13 protein-coding genes are annotated in these 16,126 nt (G+C 59.5%); 9 read left to right on the plus strand and 4 right to left on the minus strand.

Going from position 1 to position 16,126, the window contains the following annotated elements:
* Positions 1-1,164 (plus strand): acyl-CoA dehydrogenase family protein, encoded by a 1,164-nt coding sequence (locus AUP74_RS13525; RefSeq protein ID WP_069948035.1) that lies wholly within the window; start codon positions 1-3, stop codon positions 1,162-1,164.
* 16 nt (positions 1,165-1,180) lie between these two features.
* Here the strand turns inward: AUP74_RS13525 and AUP74_RS13530 are convergent, their stop codons facing one another.
* Positions 1,181-2,656: an alanine/glycine:cation symporter family protein gene (locus AUP74_RS13530; protein ID WP_069948902.1), complete on the minus strand. Its 1,476-nt coding sequence runs from the start codon at positions 2,654-2,656 to the stop codon at positions 1,181-1,183.
* A 120-nt stretch (positions 2,657-2,776) separates the two neighbouring features.
* Entirely contained in the window at positions 2,777-3,658 is an 882-nt protein-coding gene (locus tag AUP74_RS13535) for a beta-keto acid cleavage family enzyme (RefSeq protein WP_226999796.1), read from the minus strand.
* Between the two features lie 213 nt (positions 3,659-3,871).
* Here AUP74_RS13535 and AUP74_RS13540 point away from each other — a divergent pair, with 213 nt between their 5' ends.
* The 5 genes from AUP74_RS13540 (at position 3,872) to AUP74_RS13560 (ending at position 10,737) form a co-directional block, all read left to right on the plus strand.
* Positions 3,872-5,821: a S9 family peptidase gene (locus tag AUP74_RS13540; protein ID WP_069948036.1), complete on the plus strand. Its 1,950-nt coding sequence runs from the start codon at positions 3,872-3,874 to the stop codon at positions 5,819-5,821.
* 15 nt (positions 5,822-5,836) lie between these two features.
* Entirely contained in the window at positions 5,837-6,337 is a 501-nt protein-coding gene (greB, locus tag AUP74_RS13545; protein WP_145924401.1) for a transcription elongation factor GreB, read from the plus strand.
* 126 nt (positions 6,338-6,463) lie between these two features.
* Positions 6,464-8,269 carry a copper resistance system multicopper oxidase gene (locus AUP74_RS13550; protein WP_069948038.1) on the plus strand — a complete coding sequence of 602 codons (1,806 nt, stop codon included), beginning with the start codon at positions 6,464-6,466 and terminating at the stop codon, positions 8,267-8,269.
* Positions 8,270-8,277: 8 nt separating this feature from the next.
* Positions 8,278-9,147, plus strand: coding sequence for a copper resistance protein B (locus AUP74_RS13555; RefSeq protein ID WP_083260991.1), 870 nt, complete (start codon positions 8,278-8,280; stop codon positions 9,145-9,147).
* Between the two features lie 249 nt (positions 9,148-9,396).
* Positions 9,397-10,737, plus strand: coding sequence for an MgtC/SapB family protein (locus AUP74_RS13560; RefSeq protein ID WP_226999797.1), 1,341 nt, complete (start codon positions 9,397-9,399; stop codon positions 10,735-10,737).
* On the opposite strand, the gene AUP74_RS13565 is transcribed toward AUP74_RS13560, so the two are convergent.
* Both AUP74_RS13565 and AUP74_RS13570 read right to left on the minus strand, forming a co-directional pair.
* Positions 10,734-11,168, minus strand: coding sequence for a hypothetical protein (locus AUP74_RS13565; protein WP_069948040.1), 435 nt, complete (start codon positions 11,166-11,168; stop codon positions 10,734-10,736). The two genes, AUP74_RS13560 and AUP74_RS13565, sit on opposite strands and share 4 nt — an antisense overlap.
* Positions 11,158-11,475: a hypothetical protein gene (locus tag AUP74_RS13570; protein ID WP_069948041.1), complete on the minus strand. Its 318-nt coding sequence runs from the start codon at positions 11,473-11,475 to the stop codon at positions 11,158-11,160. Before AUP74_RS13570 ends, AUP74_RS13565 begins: the two co-directional genes overlap by 11 nt.
* A gap of 136 nt (positions 11,476-11,611) precedes the next feature.
* On the opposite strand from AUP74_RS13570, the gene AUP74_RS13575 reads away from it, so the two are divergent.
* The 3 genes from AUP74_RS13575 to AUP74_RS13585 all read left to right on the plus strand — a co-directional run bounded on the left by AUP74_RS13575 (position 11,612) and on the right by AUP74_RS13585 (position 16,019).
* On the plus strand, positions 11,612-12,328 hold the full coding sequence (locus tag AUP74_RS13575; RefSeq protein WP_069948042.1) for an ABC transporter ATP-binding protein: 717 nt from the start codon (positions 11,612-11,614) through the stop codon (positions 12,326-12,328).
* A gap of 102 nt (positions 12,329-12,430) precedes the next feature.
* Positions 12,431-14,809, plus strand: a complete 2,379-nt coding sequence (locus AUP74_RS13580) for an ABC transporter permease (protein ID WP_083260992.1) — start codon at positions 12,431-12,433, stop codon at positions 14,807-14,809.
* A gap of 1 nt (position 14,810) precedes the next feature.
* A complete protein-coding gene (locus tag AUP74_RS13585; RefSeq protein ID WP_069948043.1) occupies positions 14,811-16,019 on the plus strand; it encodes an efflux RND transporter periplasmic adaptor subunit in 1,209 nt (402 codons plus the stop codon).
* Positions 16,020-16,126 lie beyond the last annotated feature (107 nt).

Consider the following 16,126-nt stretch of genomic DNA (forward strand, 5'->3'; position numbering starts at 1 on the left):
GTGTTTGATATCGACAGCACCCGGCTCGCCAATCCATTCTTTACCGATGAGCACCAGCAGTGGCGGCAACAGTTACGCCGTTTTGTTTCCCGTGAAATTCTGCCGCATGTTAATGACTGGGATGAGGCCTGTGCCCTGCCGGGTGACCTGTGGGGCCGGGCTGCGGATGTGGGACTGTTGCAGCTGGGCTACCCCGAAGAATACGGCGGAGTCCCCGCAGATATCTTTCATGTGATCGTCGCGGCAGAGGAACTGGCCCGCTGTGGCGCTGGAGGGGTTTATGCCAGCCTGATGGTCCACGGTATCGCCCTGCCGCCGCTGGTGCATTACGCATCGGAGGCGTTGAAAGAAGCCGTGATTCCTCCGGTTTTGCGCGGCAAGCGACATATCGCACTGGCTGTCACGGAACCCGGTGGCGGCTCGGACGTGGCCAACCTGAAGTGCCGGGCTCGACGTAGCGGGGACGAATTTATTGTCACAGGAGAGAAAACTTTCATCACCGGCGGTATGCGCGCGGACTGGTTCACCACTGCCGTGCGCACCGGGGACGACGGCTTCGGGGGCATTAGCCTGCTGTTGATCCCTGCCAATGCACCAGGCGTGCACCGTCAGCAGCTGGACCGGAAACAGGGTTGGTGGTGCTCGGATACTGCCACCATTTTCTTTGATGAAGTCCGGGTGCCCGCAAGCAACCTGATCGGCGAGGAGAACCAGGGCTTTCTCCCCATCGTGCACAACTTCAATCAGGAGCGCCTTGGCATCGCGGCATCCTGTATCGAGTTCAGCCGCGTGTGCCTGCAGGAAGCCATCGAATGGGCGCAGGAGCGGGAGACATTCGGCAAGCGGCTTGCCAGCCATCAGGTCATCCGGCACAAGTTCGCGCAGATGCTGCAACGCATCAACACCACCCAGGCTTACCTGGACCTGTGCGCCTGGCAAGAACAGCAGGGCCAACTCAAGGTCACCGATGTCGCCCTGCTCAAGGTACAGGCCACGGAAACTCTTGAGTACTGCGCCCGCGAAGCCATGCAGGTAATCGGTGGCGCCAGCTATATGCGGGGCAGCCGCACCGAGCGCATTTATCGGGAGGTCAGGGTCAACGCCATCGGTGGCGGCTCCGAGGAAATCCTGCGGGATCTCGCCTCGCGCCAGATGGGTATCTGACTAGAGCCGGTTTCCGCTAGCGGTTGCCATCCCACACATCGTGTTCGACCCCGGGAATATTATGCTTGCGCGCATCGAACACCGGTTCCCGCACACCCTGGGCGCGCTGCGCTTCGTAATCCGCCAGCACCCGGAAGGCTACGCCGGAAAGAAGCAGAATTGCCAGCAGGTTGGCGGTGGCCATAAAGCCCATGGACATATCCGCCATATTCCACAACAGGGCGAAGTTATCCGAGCTGCCGCTGTACGCCACCCAGGCACCGAACAGGATGAAGAGAATGTAGAGGGCCCGGTAACAGAAAATCGAAGTGCGGGTATGCCAGAGATAGAAGATATTCGTCTCTGCGTAGTAATAGTTTGCAATGATCGAAGTGAAGGCAAAGAAAATCAGTGCGAACGCAACAAAGCTCCCTCCCCAGGATCCCACTTCACTGGCGAGCGCATCCTGGGTCAGTGTCACACCTTCCATGTTGCCCACCATGTGCATGTCGGCCAGTAGGATGATCGACGCGGTAGCGGTACAGATCAGGATCGTATCGAGAAAAACCGAAGCCATCTGCACGTAACCCTGAATCGCCGGATGTTTGACATCCGCAGCCGCGCCAACGTTCGGTGAGGACCCCATACCGGCCTCGTTGGAGAAGAGCCCGCGCTTGATACCATTGGCAATCACCGCGCCCAGCGCACCGGCACCGGCCTCCTCCAGGCCAAACGCACCACCGATGATATCGCCCAGCACTCGCAGCAGTTCACCGAAATTCATCACGATTACGGCGATGGCAATTGCGAGATAGGCGAGCGCCATAAAAGGCACCACGATACTGGCAAAGCGACCAATGCTGTGAATACCGCCGAATACGATGACGCCTGCCAGCAGCGCGATACAGAGCCCCACCAGTAATGGGTTGACGCCCCAGGCGCCGTTGACCGCCGCGGCCATCGCGTTGGCCTGTACCGCATTGAAGAAGAAGCCAAAACTCAGGATCAGGAAAATGGAGAACAGTACCGAGAGCCACTTCCAGCGTTTGCCCAGCCCCTTCTCGATGTAATAGGCCGGGCCACCCCGGAATGTGCCGTGCTCTTCGCCCCGCTCCTTGTAGGTCTGGGCCAGGGTGTTCTCGATAAAGCTGGTCGCCATTCCAAGCAGCCCGACCATCCACATCCAGAACACTGCGCCGGGGCCGCCCGCGGTGATGGCCACCGCGACGCCGGCGATATTGCCGGTCCCCACCCGCGCCGCAGCGCTGGTGGCAAAAGCTTCGAAGGAGGAAACAGAATCGCTGTGCTCGTGGTGGAAGCTGTGGCGCATCACCGACAGCATGTGGCCGAAGTGCCGGAACTGAATAAAGCGGCTGTGCCAGGTGAAGTAGATGCCGGTCGGCAAAAGCCCGACAATCAGAATTCCCAGCCACCATAAACCGCCGATACCGCCCCAGGTAATCGCATTACCCCAGCCAATGAAGCCGGCGAGGCCATCCAGGAAGGCTTGCATGAGAAGCTCCAGAGCAAACAGCGCCACCGGCCCGGAATTCGCCGGAAACCGCTGGCGCACAAAGCCACTAATCTAACAAGCGTAGACGAGTTATGGAGCTTGCAGGGCCGGCCTAGGGGGTCAGAGGAAAATCTCACGTGCCCGCTGCGGAGATACCACCTTGCGGCCCGCCTGCTGGGCAACCTGCACCAACGCTTCGATCAGCTGGCCGTTGCCAGAGGTACGCTCACCACCGGGGAGATAAAAGGTATCCTCCACGCCGGTGCGCAAATGTCCGCCCAACTCGGCCGTGCGACGATGCACCGGCCAGATCTCTTCCCTGCCGATCAGGGTGGTCTGCCACAGGGCGCCGGGCTTCATGTAGCGGGGCAACAATGCCAGCAGTTCGCCATCTGCGGGCATACCCGAGGCCACACCCATCACCAAGTTGTAATTGGGCCTGTCCACCATCCCCACATCGGCAAACATGCCCACCGAGCGGACGATGCCCACATCAAAACATTCAAACTCGGGACGGGTACCCGTCTCCTGGCAGACCGCCAGCAGTTCCTCGACTTTATCCACCGGGTTTTCGAACAACATCGGCGGCCAGGCCCAGGTGCCATTGGAACGGGCCTTGAGGTAATTCAGGCTACCGGCATTGCATGCGGCGATCTCGGGACGCCCGGCACGAATACATGCCAGGGCTCCCGACTGATCGCGTCCGATGGTGCCGGTCGTGAAATTGAGAATAACCCCAGGGCAGGCGCTGCGGATTGCCTCGGCGATTGCCGTTGCCACTTCTGGATCCCAGCTGGGCAGATGGCCCATGCCTGGCTCCTGCGCGCGGAAGTGCACGTGCATCACGGCTGCGCCCGCGTCATAGGCCTCCCGCGCTGACTTCGCCATTTCCTCGGGCGTCACGGGCACCGGGTGCTGGCTCGGATTGGTGAGCACCCCGGTCAGGGCACAGGTAATCACTACCTCATCGGACATGCGCATCTCCTCTCGACAGGCAGTCATCACCGCCTACGTTTCCTTGCCTTCAACCGAGACAGCATTGAAAGGCGCCCGCACAACCAAGCAAGCGCTTGGTGCGATTGCAGTGAAAGTACCATACTGGGCAGCGGTACAGAAGCTCGGGCCGCTCAACCGGTTTAAGCCTCGTCGCCCGCTTGTATCGGTCTTTCGCCATCGGCAAAATGCCCGGCACACTCACGGAGGGAGAATTCTTCGATGCGCGATTCCACAGTCACCGAGGCTCCGTATGGCAGCTGGAAATCACCGATCAGTGCCGACCACCTGGTGGCCGGCAGTGTGCGCCTGGGCGAAGCCTCAGTAGCAGATGGCAGTCTCTACTGGCTGGAGTCGCGACCCGCCGAAAAGGGTCGCTCCGTGCTGGTGGAAAGCTCTGCGAGCGGTGAGCGACGGGATGTCACCCCTGCCCCCCTGAGTGTACGCGCGAAAGCCCACGAATACGGCGGCGCCAGCTACCTGGTGAGCGATGGCGTCGTGTACTTCGTGTTGGCCGATGACCAGCGCATCTACCGCATGGGCCTCCACGAACAGACACCGGAACCACTGACGCCCGAAGGGCCTTTCCGCCATGCGGACCTGCATCTGGACCGCCGCCGCAACCGCATGCTCTGCGTGCAGGAGGACTACTCCCCTTGTGCCGACGGCGGCGAAGCCCGGGCACGGATCATTGCCATCGAATTGACCAGCAGTGAACCAGCGACACCCAAGGTGCTGGCTGAAGGGGCGGACTTCTACTCGAATCCGGCCCTGAGCCCGGACGGCAACCGGCTGACCTTCCTGCGCTGGTACCACCCGGATATGCCCTGGGATGCGACACAGCTCTGCCTTGCGGAACTGGACGCCTCCGGCTCACCGGTGGCGGTGGAAGTTGTCGCTGGCGGTGAGGGGGAATCCATTTTCCAGCCCCAGTGGTCCCCTGCCGGTGAACTGTTCTTTGTCTCGGACCGCAGCAACTGGTGGAACCTCTACCGGCTCGGGGAAGAAAAACCGCTCTGGCAGCGCAAGGCGGAATTCGCCACCCCGCAGTGGGTCTTCGGAATGTCCACCTACGGCTTTATTACTTCCGACCAGATCCTCTGCACCTTCACCGAGGATGGCCGCTGGAAGCTGGGCATGATCGACCTCAACAGTGGCAGCCATGAAGTGATCGACCAGCCCTACTGTGACATCGAGAGCGTACGCTGCGAAAGCCACAAGGCAGTGATGATTGCCGCGGCCGGCGAGCGCTTTCCGGCGGTGGTCTCCTTCGACGACCACAGCGGAAAATTCCAGCAGGTCGCCAGCAGTAACAGCGCTGACTTGCCGCAGGACATTTTCTCCATGGCGCAGGCCATCGAGTTTCCCGCCGGGGACCGAACTGTACACGCGTTTTACTACCCGCCACACAACCCCGGCTTCAAGGCTCCCCAAGGGGATAAACCGCCCCTGATCGTTCTCAGCCACGGCGGCCCCACCGGCGCCACCTCCGCCGGCCTGAATCTCAAGATTCAGTACTGGACCAGTCGCGGCTTTGCCATTCTCGACGTGAACTATTCCGGCAGCACCGGCTACGGCCGCGCCTACCGGGATCGGCTGCGGGACAACTGGGGCGTCATGGACGTGGAAGATGTCTGCGCCGGCGCCGAATACCTGGTTTCCAGGGGGCTTGCCGATCCGGAGCGCCTGCTGATCAAAGGCGGCAGTGCCGGCGGCTATACCGTTCTCGCAGCGCTCACTTTCCACAAGACCTTCAGGGCGGGTGCCAGCCATTATGGTATTGGCGACCTGAGCACCCTGGCGCGGGACACCCACAAGTTCGAATCTCGCTACCTCGACAGACTGGTGGGCCCCTGGCCGGAAGCGGAGGAGATCTACCGGGACCGCTCCCCGATCCACCATGTGGAGGAACTGGACTGCCCGGTAATCTTCTTCCAGGGCATGGAAGACAAGGTGGTCCCACCAAACCAGGCAGAGGCCATGGTCAAGGCATTGCGCCAGCAGGGCATCCCGGTGGCATACGTTACCTTTCCTGACGAGGGGCACGGTTTCCGAGGCGCGGACAGCATCAAGATGGCCCTTGAAGGCGAGCTGGAATTCTACAGCCGCATATTCCGCTTTCCGCTGGCCGAGCCGGGCCCCGGCATTACCATCGACAACCTGGACGAGTAGATCATGGGCAGAGGCATGGGCAGATGGAGACCACCGCGTCCCCGCGGCTCCCGTTACATCACACCCGAGGGCGCACGGCGTATGCGCGAGGAAGTCAAACATCTCTGGGAGGTGGAGCGTCCGCGGGTGACCAATGCCGTCAGCGAGGCGGCGAAGCTCGGCGACCGGTCGGAGAACGCAGACTATATCTACGGCAAGAAGCGCCTGCGCGAGATTGACAGCCGCGTGCGCTTTCTCACCAAGCGGCTTGAAGAAATCACCGTGGTCGACCGCGCGCCCGACGAGCGTGAAAAAGTCTTTTTTGGGGCCTGGGTCAGCCTGGAGGATGATGAGGGCAATACCGTGACCTACCGCATTGTCGGTCCCGATGAATTCGACGTGAAGCAGGGGCTGATCTCCATGGACTCACCGGTAGCCCGGCGCCTTCTCGGCCGACGGCTCGACGATGAAGTGGACCTGAAAACCGGGGAGGAATGGATCACCTATTACGTGGTGGAAATCCGTTACGAGGACTGACACCCATCTACCCGGGGCAGCCGATTGACCTTTTCTGCCGCCCCCAAAATCAGTCGGACTAAGCAACACAACGACAGCAGGGCAAGCTAGAGTCCCTCTACAGGCAAAAGGTGGGGCGCCGAGCCAATGACTGCACCGCGGAGGGCTGACCGCATCAACCTGCCGGGGAACCCCAGCCGACGACGCTTCCTACGCAATCTGGGCGTCGGCCTCTTCACCACGGGATTCAATGCCGTTTTCCCAGTCTCTTCCTGGGCCCTGTCCTCGCCCCGCAATCTCCACGACGGCATCGGAGACTACGCCGCAAAGACCTACTTCGATCTTGCCTTTCGCTATACCCCGGTCGAGATAAACGGACGCAGCGGGAGAGCAACCGCAATCAACGGCACTGTTCCCGGCCCCCTGATTCGCTGGCGTGAAGGGGATACAGTCACCATGGATGTGACCAACCACCTGGAGGATACCAAACACGCGTCCATCCACTGGCACGGCATACTCGTGCCCTTCCGCATGGATGGCGTCCCTGGAGTCAACTTCAACGGGATACAACCTGGCGAGACCTACCGTTATCAGTTCGAAGTAAAGCAGGCTGGCACCTACTGGTACCACAGCCATTCACGCTTCCAGGAGCAGACCGGTTCTTACGGTCCACTCATCATTGATCCGAAAGATGGCGAGCCATTCCACTACGATCGCGACCATGTGGTGGTGCTTTCAGACTGGGCCTTTACCGAACCGGAAACCCTGTTCCGTAATATCAACCTGAACCCCGAGTACTACATCTATTACAAGCGCACCGTCTTCAATTACCTGGAAGACATTCGCCGGATGGGCTTCGATGATGCTAATGCGGAACTGCTGCCGTTTCGGCGCATGAACATGAGCCCGCGGGATCTTTCCAACGTTACCGGCTACGTCTACACCTACCTCATGAATGGCCACTCGCCGGATATGAACTGGAGCGGAAAATTCCTACCCGGGGAAACGGTCCGCCTGCGTTTTATCAACGCCTCGGCCATGAGCAACTTCGATGTGCGCATTCCGGGCCTCGACATGCAGGTTGTGATGGTGGACGGTAAAGCCGTCAAGCCGGTTTCCTGCCATGAGTTTCGCATCGGTGTGGCAGAAACCTACGATGTGCTGGTCAGGCCCAGGGATGGCAGAGCCTACACGCTGTTCGCCGAGTCACTCGATCGAAGCGGTTATGCCCGCGGAACTCTGGCACCCGAAGCGGGAATGAGTGCAGAAGTCCCACCCCTGCGCCCGGTGCCAGACCGCAAGCTGGAAGACATTGGCATGGGCATGATGAAAGGCAAATACTTCGGCGGCATGAGCGACGCCATGAAGGAAAAGCTCTACCACAAGCGAATGCAGATGCAGGACAACAGCATCCCCGGACCCAACGGCCCGATGCCGTTTCTACCGGATCGAGACAACCCCAATGTGGCGATGGTGGTAATGGATCCGCAGCACAGGCTCTCCGAACCAGGCGTGGGTCTTGGCCAAGACGGCTGGAAAGTGCTGACCTACAGCGACCTTGTCTCTGCAGAGTCCCAGCCATACACACCCGTCGTCGACCGGGAGATGACCATCAATGTCACTGCCAATATGGGACGCTTTATTTTCTCACTCGATGGAAAAAAGTTCACCGAGCAACCGGGGCCCTATCTCTTCAAGCACAACGAGCGACTGAGGCTGTTCCTGGTCAATCACACCATGATGGAGCATCCCATGCACCTGCACGGCATGTGGATGCAGCTGGAAAATGGCGCGCCTCATGAGGAGATTCCCTACAAACATACAATCCTGATTAAGCCCGGGGAGGCACTGTCCGTGCTGATCACGCCGATTGAGAAAGGCGACTGGGCCTTCCACTGCCACCTGCTCTACCATATGGAAGCCGGGATGTTCCAGGTGATCCGGGTAGCCTGATTGCGCTTATGAAAATGCTTACCGCTACCCTCCCTACTGTTTTTCTACTGCCGTGGCTTGTTGTGGCCCAGGAGGCTGCTCCGTCCACAGTGCCCATTCAAGCTACTGAAGATGGCACTGAGCCAAAGCCCGAAGATTACAGAAGCCCTCCCCTGCCCCCGGAGCCCGGCCAACAAATCAGGAAAATCGCTGAAGATTCACCAGGCAAGCCACAGGAAAATTTCGGTGTTGTACCGATTCACGATAACCAGAAATTCTTTCAGGTACTGGGTAAGCGCCTCGAGTACCAAAAGGATGGCGAACTTGAAAAACAGGTCTGGGAAATCGATGCCTGGTATGGGGGCGACCACAACAAGCTATATCTCGAGTCGGAGGGGGAGCGCGAAGCCGGGGGAAAGACCGAGGCCGCCCGGCTCGAAGTCTTCTGGAATCACGCGGTTCGGCCATTCTGGGACATGCAGTTGGGAGTGCGGCACGACTTCAATCCCCGCGAGAGCCGCTCCTTTTTTGCCGGAGGTTTTCAGGGAATAGCACCCTATGGGTTCGAAACAGACCTCACCGCCTATATCAGCGAAGACGGCGATGTCTCGTGGCGGCTGGAAATCGAGCGGGGCTTTCACTTCACACAGCGGCTGGAACTGGAACCACGGCTGGAAACAGATTTCTCCTTTTCGGATGTGCCGGAATACAACATCGGTGAGGGCTTCACCGGAATTGAAGTGGGACTGAGGCTCCGTTACATGATCACCCCGAAATTCGCGCCTTATCTCGGCATTTCCTGGCAGCGCAAGATTGCTGAAACCGCAGACCGCATAGAAGCGGATGGCGGAAAGACCGAGTTCACTTTTGCCCTGGCCGGAATCCGCTTCTGGTTCTGATCCCGTTCACCCATCAACTTGTGCAATTACCGGGGTTCCCGGAAGAAAACTGCCCCAGGGTAACAACTGCTCACTCAACCTTCTCTTTGCTGAAATGGCCTTGAGAGACGCCCGAAGTAAGCACCGGGGCGCAATGAAGAGCTATGATGAAAGATAAAGGAGAAACTTTGTCAGTGGTGCAAAAGGCCACTGACGCCTCGAGCTTCTTTTGATCAAACCTAGAGCAAAATAACGACAGGTTGGATACTTTTGCAGGCACCACTGATCAGAGCCTCTGCACCTTTACAGAACGGTTCCCAGCGCGCCGCTTCGGCAGATCTGGCCGGGCCACTTGGCACTGTGACTGACCTGGAGACAATCACCGCCTTTGCCATTGCCCTGGGGCTCGGCTTGCTGATCGGCCTCCAGCGCGAGCGCAGTACCGACAGACTGGGTGGAATCCGGACCTTTCCCCTGATCGCAATTTTCGGTGCACTGACAGCAGAGCTGGCCCGGGTCTTTGAGGCCCCTTGGCTGCTGCTGGTGGGCTTGTTGTGCATGACCGTGCTTATCCTTCTCGGAAACCTGGAGCGCTTGCGCGGGGACAAGGAAAGCAGCGGCATCACCACCGAGATCACTGCGCTACTGATGTTCCTGCTCGGGGTATTTCTCGTTATCGGCGATAAGATGCTCGCCGTCGCCCTCGGCGGGACAATCGTCATCCTGCTGCACCTCAAACCGAGCATGCACCAATTTGCCAAGAAACTCCCGGAAAAGGATCTCCGGGCGATTATGCAGTTCGCGTTAATTTCCCTCATTATCCTCCCGGTTCTGCCCAATCAGACCTTCGGGCCCTACGATGTACTGAATCCGTTCAAGATCTGGTTGCTCGTCGTACTGATCGTCGGTATTGGTCTCGGGGGCTATGCAGCTTACAAGCTAGTGGGGGCGCGAGCAGGCACGATATTGAGTGGCGTTATCGGCGGGCTTATATCGTCGACCGCCACAACCGTCAGTTATGCACGGCGAGCCCGCGAGAACCCGGGCATCTCAGATCTCGCAGCGCTGGTGATCCTGATTGCCTCCACGACGATATTTGTGCGCATGTTCGTGGAGATCGCGGTAGTCGCCCCGAGCATCGTCGTGAAGTTTATCCCACCGCTGGCGGCACTCCTGGTAGTCAGCCTGCTGGTCTGCGCACTCGCCTATCACTTTATCGGTGAGCAAGAATATCAGATGCCAGAGCACGGCAACCCCGCAGAACTGACACCGGCGCTGATTTTTGGTGGCTTGTATGCGCTGGTCCTGGTGGCGATCGCTGCCGCGAAGGAATACTTTGGCAATCAGGGCATTTATGTGGTCGCACTGATTTCCGGGTTCACCGATGTGGATGCGATCACCCTCTCCACCGCCAATCTCGCCAATCAGGGGACGCTGACAACAGACACAGCGTGGCGCGCAATGATTATCGCCACGCTGGCCAATATGATCTTCAAAGCTGGCGCTGCGGGCATGCTGGGTGGAGGCAGACTGTTATCCCGCGTACTGATGATGTTTGCCCCAACGTTTATCGCCGGAGTGGCGGTCGTTTTTTTCTGGCCCGCGGGTTAACGCACATCCTGTAACGCATCGCGGTATTTCTGTGGCAATCTGCCCTCATGAAAACAGATGTTGTCGGCATCCTCGGGAATTTCGATGATTTTCGTATATTCTGTTCGACTCTCGGGGACATGGGTCGGCGCCACCTCGTACTCCGTACCGGTATCGCTGCGGGTGGCTGTGTATCCGGAGCGATCATATCCAGCCCGGGACTGCGCGTATTCAATACGTACTCCGTGCACCTTATTCCCAGAGCTTTTTTCGAAGAATCCCACGCTCCAGTCACTGACGTCACCGGCGATGTAAACCCGCTTGACCTTGGGATACATTGCCGTGCCGCCGCCGCGGGTTTTCTGCTCCAGGTCGTAGGTGATGTACATCTCCTCTGCCCCACCCTTGTAACGAGACTCGGTCGCCTTGTATTCACGCCGCTCAGTTGTCATCGCTCTCACCCCAGCTCTCGTCGTAGTCTGCATCGGTACCGATATCTTCAGCACGTCGATTGATCTTTCTGGCGGTAACGCCGAACTCTTCCTGAGCGGTGTCGCGAATCTCTTCGATATCGTCACCGAACTTCTCTTTCCAGGCGCTACTGTGTGACAGGGTTACCAGATAACCGGCTCTGCGGTGCAGTTCAGTCAGCGCCGCGCGGGTGTCCGCATTCTCTACATCCTCCCGGATTTTCAGCGCCAATTCATGTACATCTGTTTTGTTATCCACCGACTGGTAGATATTGCGGTCATCCGCCATAGGCCCTCCCGCTCGCTTTGCCATTAGCCGCTATGCACTAGTCGGCACAAGCCCGTCACCTCGGGGCTGCGACCGATACCCAAGCGTAATGCGCCATGCCCCCTGTCGGTATGGTCGCAGCTATATTGGTTTCACCATGAAAGAGAATAATCACCCAGCATTTCGCGCCGAGGGCCTGACCAAGGTGTACGGCAGTGGCGATACACAGGTCTTTGCCCTGCGCGGCGTAAACCTCGAAGTACCGCGGGGCGAGATGGTGGTCCTGCTGGGCCCCTCCGGCAGCGGCAAGTCCACGCTGCTCAATATTCTGGGTGGGCTGGATTCACCAACCGAGGGCCACGTCTATTTCGACCACCAGGAGCTGACCGCCTTCGACGATCGGCACCTGACCCAGTTCCGGCGCGAACACGTGGGGTTCGTGTTCCAGTTCTACAACCTGATCCCGAGCCTGACAGCGGGGGAGAATGTGGCCCTGGTGACCGAGATCGCCAGCAACCCGATGGAACCGGAACAAGCCCTGAAACTGGTGGGCCTCGAGCAACGCATCCACCACTTCCCTGCCCAGCTGTCCGGAGGCGAACAGCAGCGTGTCGCCATCGCCCGCGCCATTGCCAAACAACCCAATGTGTTGTTTTGCGACGAGCCCACCGGCGCCCTCGACAGCAAGACCGGCATCGTGGTGTTGGAGGCGATCGCGCGGGTGAACCGGGAACTGAATACCACCACCATGGTGATTACACACAATGCGGGGATCGCGGATATGGCGGACCGGGTACTGTATATGGCGGATGGCCAGATCCAGGAGAGTCGCACCAACGAGACGCCCTGCGAACCGTCGGCCCTGAGCTGGTAGCGTATCCGATGACTCGCCGAAACGTTCACTCCAGCCAGTGTCCGCTCCACGTCACCGTTCCAGGACCGGAGCGGCATCCGTTGCAGCAGGAGCCCTCTGGCCATGTGGATTGACTGGTTGCGCCCACTGGACCGCAAACTGGTGCGGGATCTGTGGTCTATCAAAGGCCAGGCACTGGCGATTGCCGTGGTGATCGGCTGTGGCATCGGCATGTATGTGATGTCCAAGGGCATGCTGATCTCCCTGGCGGAGACCCGCAGTGCCTATTACGAGCGCTATCGCTTCGCCGACGTGGTTGCACCGGTCAAACGCGCACCCAATGCCCTGCTCGACGAGATCGCCGCACTCCCGGGTGTACGGCGGGCGGAAACCCGCATCCGTGCCGGGGTGATCCTCGATGTGGCCGGTGCGTCCGCGCCCATCACCGGAGAAATCCAGTCCCTGCCCCCGTTCCCGCAACCGCATATCAACGATATCGTCCTCCATCGCGGCCGCTACTTCGATCCCCAGCACGAAGAGGAAGTGCTGGTACTGGATGCCTTTGCCGAGGCGCACCAGCTGGAGCCCGGTGACCACCTGTATGCCATTCTCAACGGCACCAAGAAACGCCTGACCGTGACCGGAATCGTCCTGTCGCCGGAATATGTCTATGCGATTTCGCCCGGGGAAATTGTCCCGGACAAGAAACGGTTTGGCGTACTGTGGATGAACCGGGATGCCCTCGCGCATGCGTTCGACCTGGACGGCGCCTTCAACGAGGCAGTGATCCTGACCTCCACAGGCACCGACGAAGACGCCCTGATCCAGCGACTCGACAACCTGTTAAAGCGTTATGGCGCCACGGGCGCCTACGGGCGGGATCAGCAGATATCGGACCAGTTCCTCACCAATGAAATCAACCAGCTGGAAACCATCGGCCGCATCCTGCCACCAATTTTCCTGCTGGTGGCTGCGTTTCTGCTCAATGTGGTGGTGGGACGGCTGATCGATACGGAGCGCGAGCAGATCGGGCTGCTCAAGGCCTTTGGCTACAGCAATGGGGCCGTCGCCAAACACTATATGAAGATGATCGGTCTGATTACGCTGCTGGGTGTGGTGATCGGGATCCTTCTCGGATTGTGGTTGGGCCGCGGCCTCGCCCATATGTATCAGGACTTCTTCAAGTTCCCTTTCCTTTTGTTTCGCCCGCCACCAGACGTGTACCTGGTTTCTGTGGGCTTCAGCCTACTGGTTGCCGGTGTGGGTACCGTCTCATCGGTCCGTCGCGTAGTGCAACTGGAACCCGCCATCGCCATGGTGCCGCCGCCTCCACCGGATTACAGCCGCGCGGCCCGTTGGCTGGAGAGACTGGCACCCTGGGTCGACCAGCCCAGTCGGATGATCCTCAGGCACATTTACCGCTGGCCAAAGCGCGCCGCAATGACAGTGCTCGGCATTGGTATGTCCATGGGGTTGCTGATCGGTGCAAGCTTTTCCATGGACGCGATGATGTTTATGGTGGATATCAGTTTCAACGTCATCGACCGCCAGGACGTGACAGTGAATTTTGTCGAACCGCGCAACAAGCGCGCCATTCAGGATGTACTGCATGCACCGGGTGTGATGACGGCCGAGCCCTTTCGCGCCATCCCCGTAGTGCTCCGCAACGGACCCAATGTGCGCCGTGAGGCAATCCTCGGGCTTGAAGCGGAGCCTGAATTGAGCCGGATCGTCGATACGACTTTACACCCTGTAGCATTACCGGAGCAGGGGCTCGTGTTGTCCGACAAGCTTGCGGAATTGCTCGACATCGGCACCGGGGACCTGCTGCGGGTGGAAGTACGAACCGGCCGCCGGCCCGAAGTGGACCTGATGGTGAGCTGTATCGTCAAAACCTATATGGGCACCACCGCCTATATGCACCTGGACGCGATGAACCGCTTGCTGATGGAAGACAGTGCCATTTCGGGTGCCTATCTGCTGGTCGACCCCGACGAGACCGATGCCCTGTATGAATCATTGAAGAACACACCGGTGGTCGCGGGCGTCAGCCTGCAGGAACAGGCACAGAATGCCTTCTATGAAACCCTGCAGGACAGCCTCGGCACCTTTGTTTTTTTCAACACACTCTTTGCCGGCCTGATCGCGGTAGGCGTGGTTTACAACAATGCACGTATCTCCCTGTCAGAGCGCGGGCGTGAACTGGCAAGCCTGCGTGTACTGGGCCTTACCCGCGGCGAGGTTTCCTATATTCTGCTGGGAGAACTGGCGCTGCTCACTGTGCTGGCACTGCCACTGGGTGCTCTGCTCGGTTACCTGCTGGCCGCCCTGCTGGTACAGTCTTTCGATACCGAGCTGTTCCGGATCCCGCTGGTGATCGGTGATTCCACCTACGGCTACGCCGCTCTTGTCGTTGTTCTGGCGGCCATCGGTTCTGGCATGCTGGTGCGCCGCCGAATCGATCACCTCGACCTGATTGCGGTCCTCAAAACCCGGGAGTGACATGGGCAAAAAGCTGTTGCGAAGGATAGTGACCGGCGCCCTTCTCGGGGCGCTGGTGGCATTCTTTGTCTATGCCTACCTGCCGAAGCCTGTCCCGGTCGATCTGGCTGCAGTTTCCCGTGGCCCCCTGGAGGTGTTTGTGCGCGACGAGGGCTATACCCGCGTGCATGATGTCTACGTGGTTTCGGCACCGGTCACCGGTTATTTACTGCGTATCGGTCGCGAGGTGGGCGATGTCGTCGAGGCCGACAAGACACTGATCGCAGAACTACTTCCCACCAGTCCGGGCTTTCTGGACAAGCGCGGGCGTACCCAGGCCCTCGCCGCGATCCAGAGTGCCGAGGCTGCGCTGAATCTGGCGCGGGCAGAACGGCGTGATGCCGAGGCCCGCCTCGCCTTTGCCCGCTCCGACGCCCGCCGCATTCGCGCCCTGGCAAAAAAGAATTACGTATCACAATCCGAGCTGGAACGCGCTGAACTCGCACTGGACAGTGCCATCGCCGCTGTTGATACCGCCAAGGCCGCGGAGCGCGCCCGCGCCGGAGATGTCGACAGCGCCCGCGCGCTACTGATCTCTCCGGAGCCTGGCAGTGCTGCCAACCCTGAAGATATCGTGACCGTCACTGCACCCGTTAGTGGCCGGGTGCTGCGATTGCAGCAGGAAAGCGAGCGGGTGGTGATCGCCGGCACTCCACTGGTAGAGATCGGGAACGCCGCCGAACTGGAAGTGGTGGTCGATTTGCTCTCCCGGGATGCGGTGCAGGTAGAACCCGGCGCCCCAGTGGAATTCACCAGCTGGGGCGGCGAGAAACCTCTCACCGGACGGGTGCGGCTGGTCGAACCCTTCGGGTTTACCAAGATCTCTGCGCTCGGTATCGAGGAACAGCGGGTCAACGTGATTATCGACTTCACCGAGCCGCGAGAGCGATGGTCACGGCTGGGCCACGGTTACCGGGTAGATGCCGCAATCCGGGTGTGGCGCGGGGAAGACGTACTGCAGCTGCCTACCGGGGCACTGTTCCGACACCAGGGAGAGTGGGCAGTTTTCCGAGTCGAGGGAGACCGTGCTGAACGAGTCATCGTCAAAATCGGCAAGAACAATGGCCTGCAAGCGCAGGTACTCGAGGGCGTGGGCGATGGTGAGACACTCGTTCTGCATCCCAGTGAACGCATCTCTGACGGCGTACTGATCGAGGAGCGCCAACAATAGCGTTTCAGCGGCCGGACGACTCCCCAATACCAATAACTACTGTGTAAGCCCCTGTAATCCACCCCTCTTGCACTTCCTCCCTTCTGATGTCAACGTTGGCGAGGACA

The organism is Microbulbifer aggregans, assembly GCF_001750105.1.
GTDB classification, from domain to species: domain Bacteria; phylum Pseudomonadota; class Gammaproteobacteria; order Pseudomonadales; family Cellvibrionaceae; genus Microbulbifer; species Microbulbifer aggregans.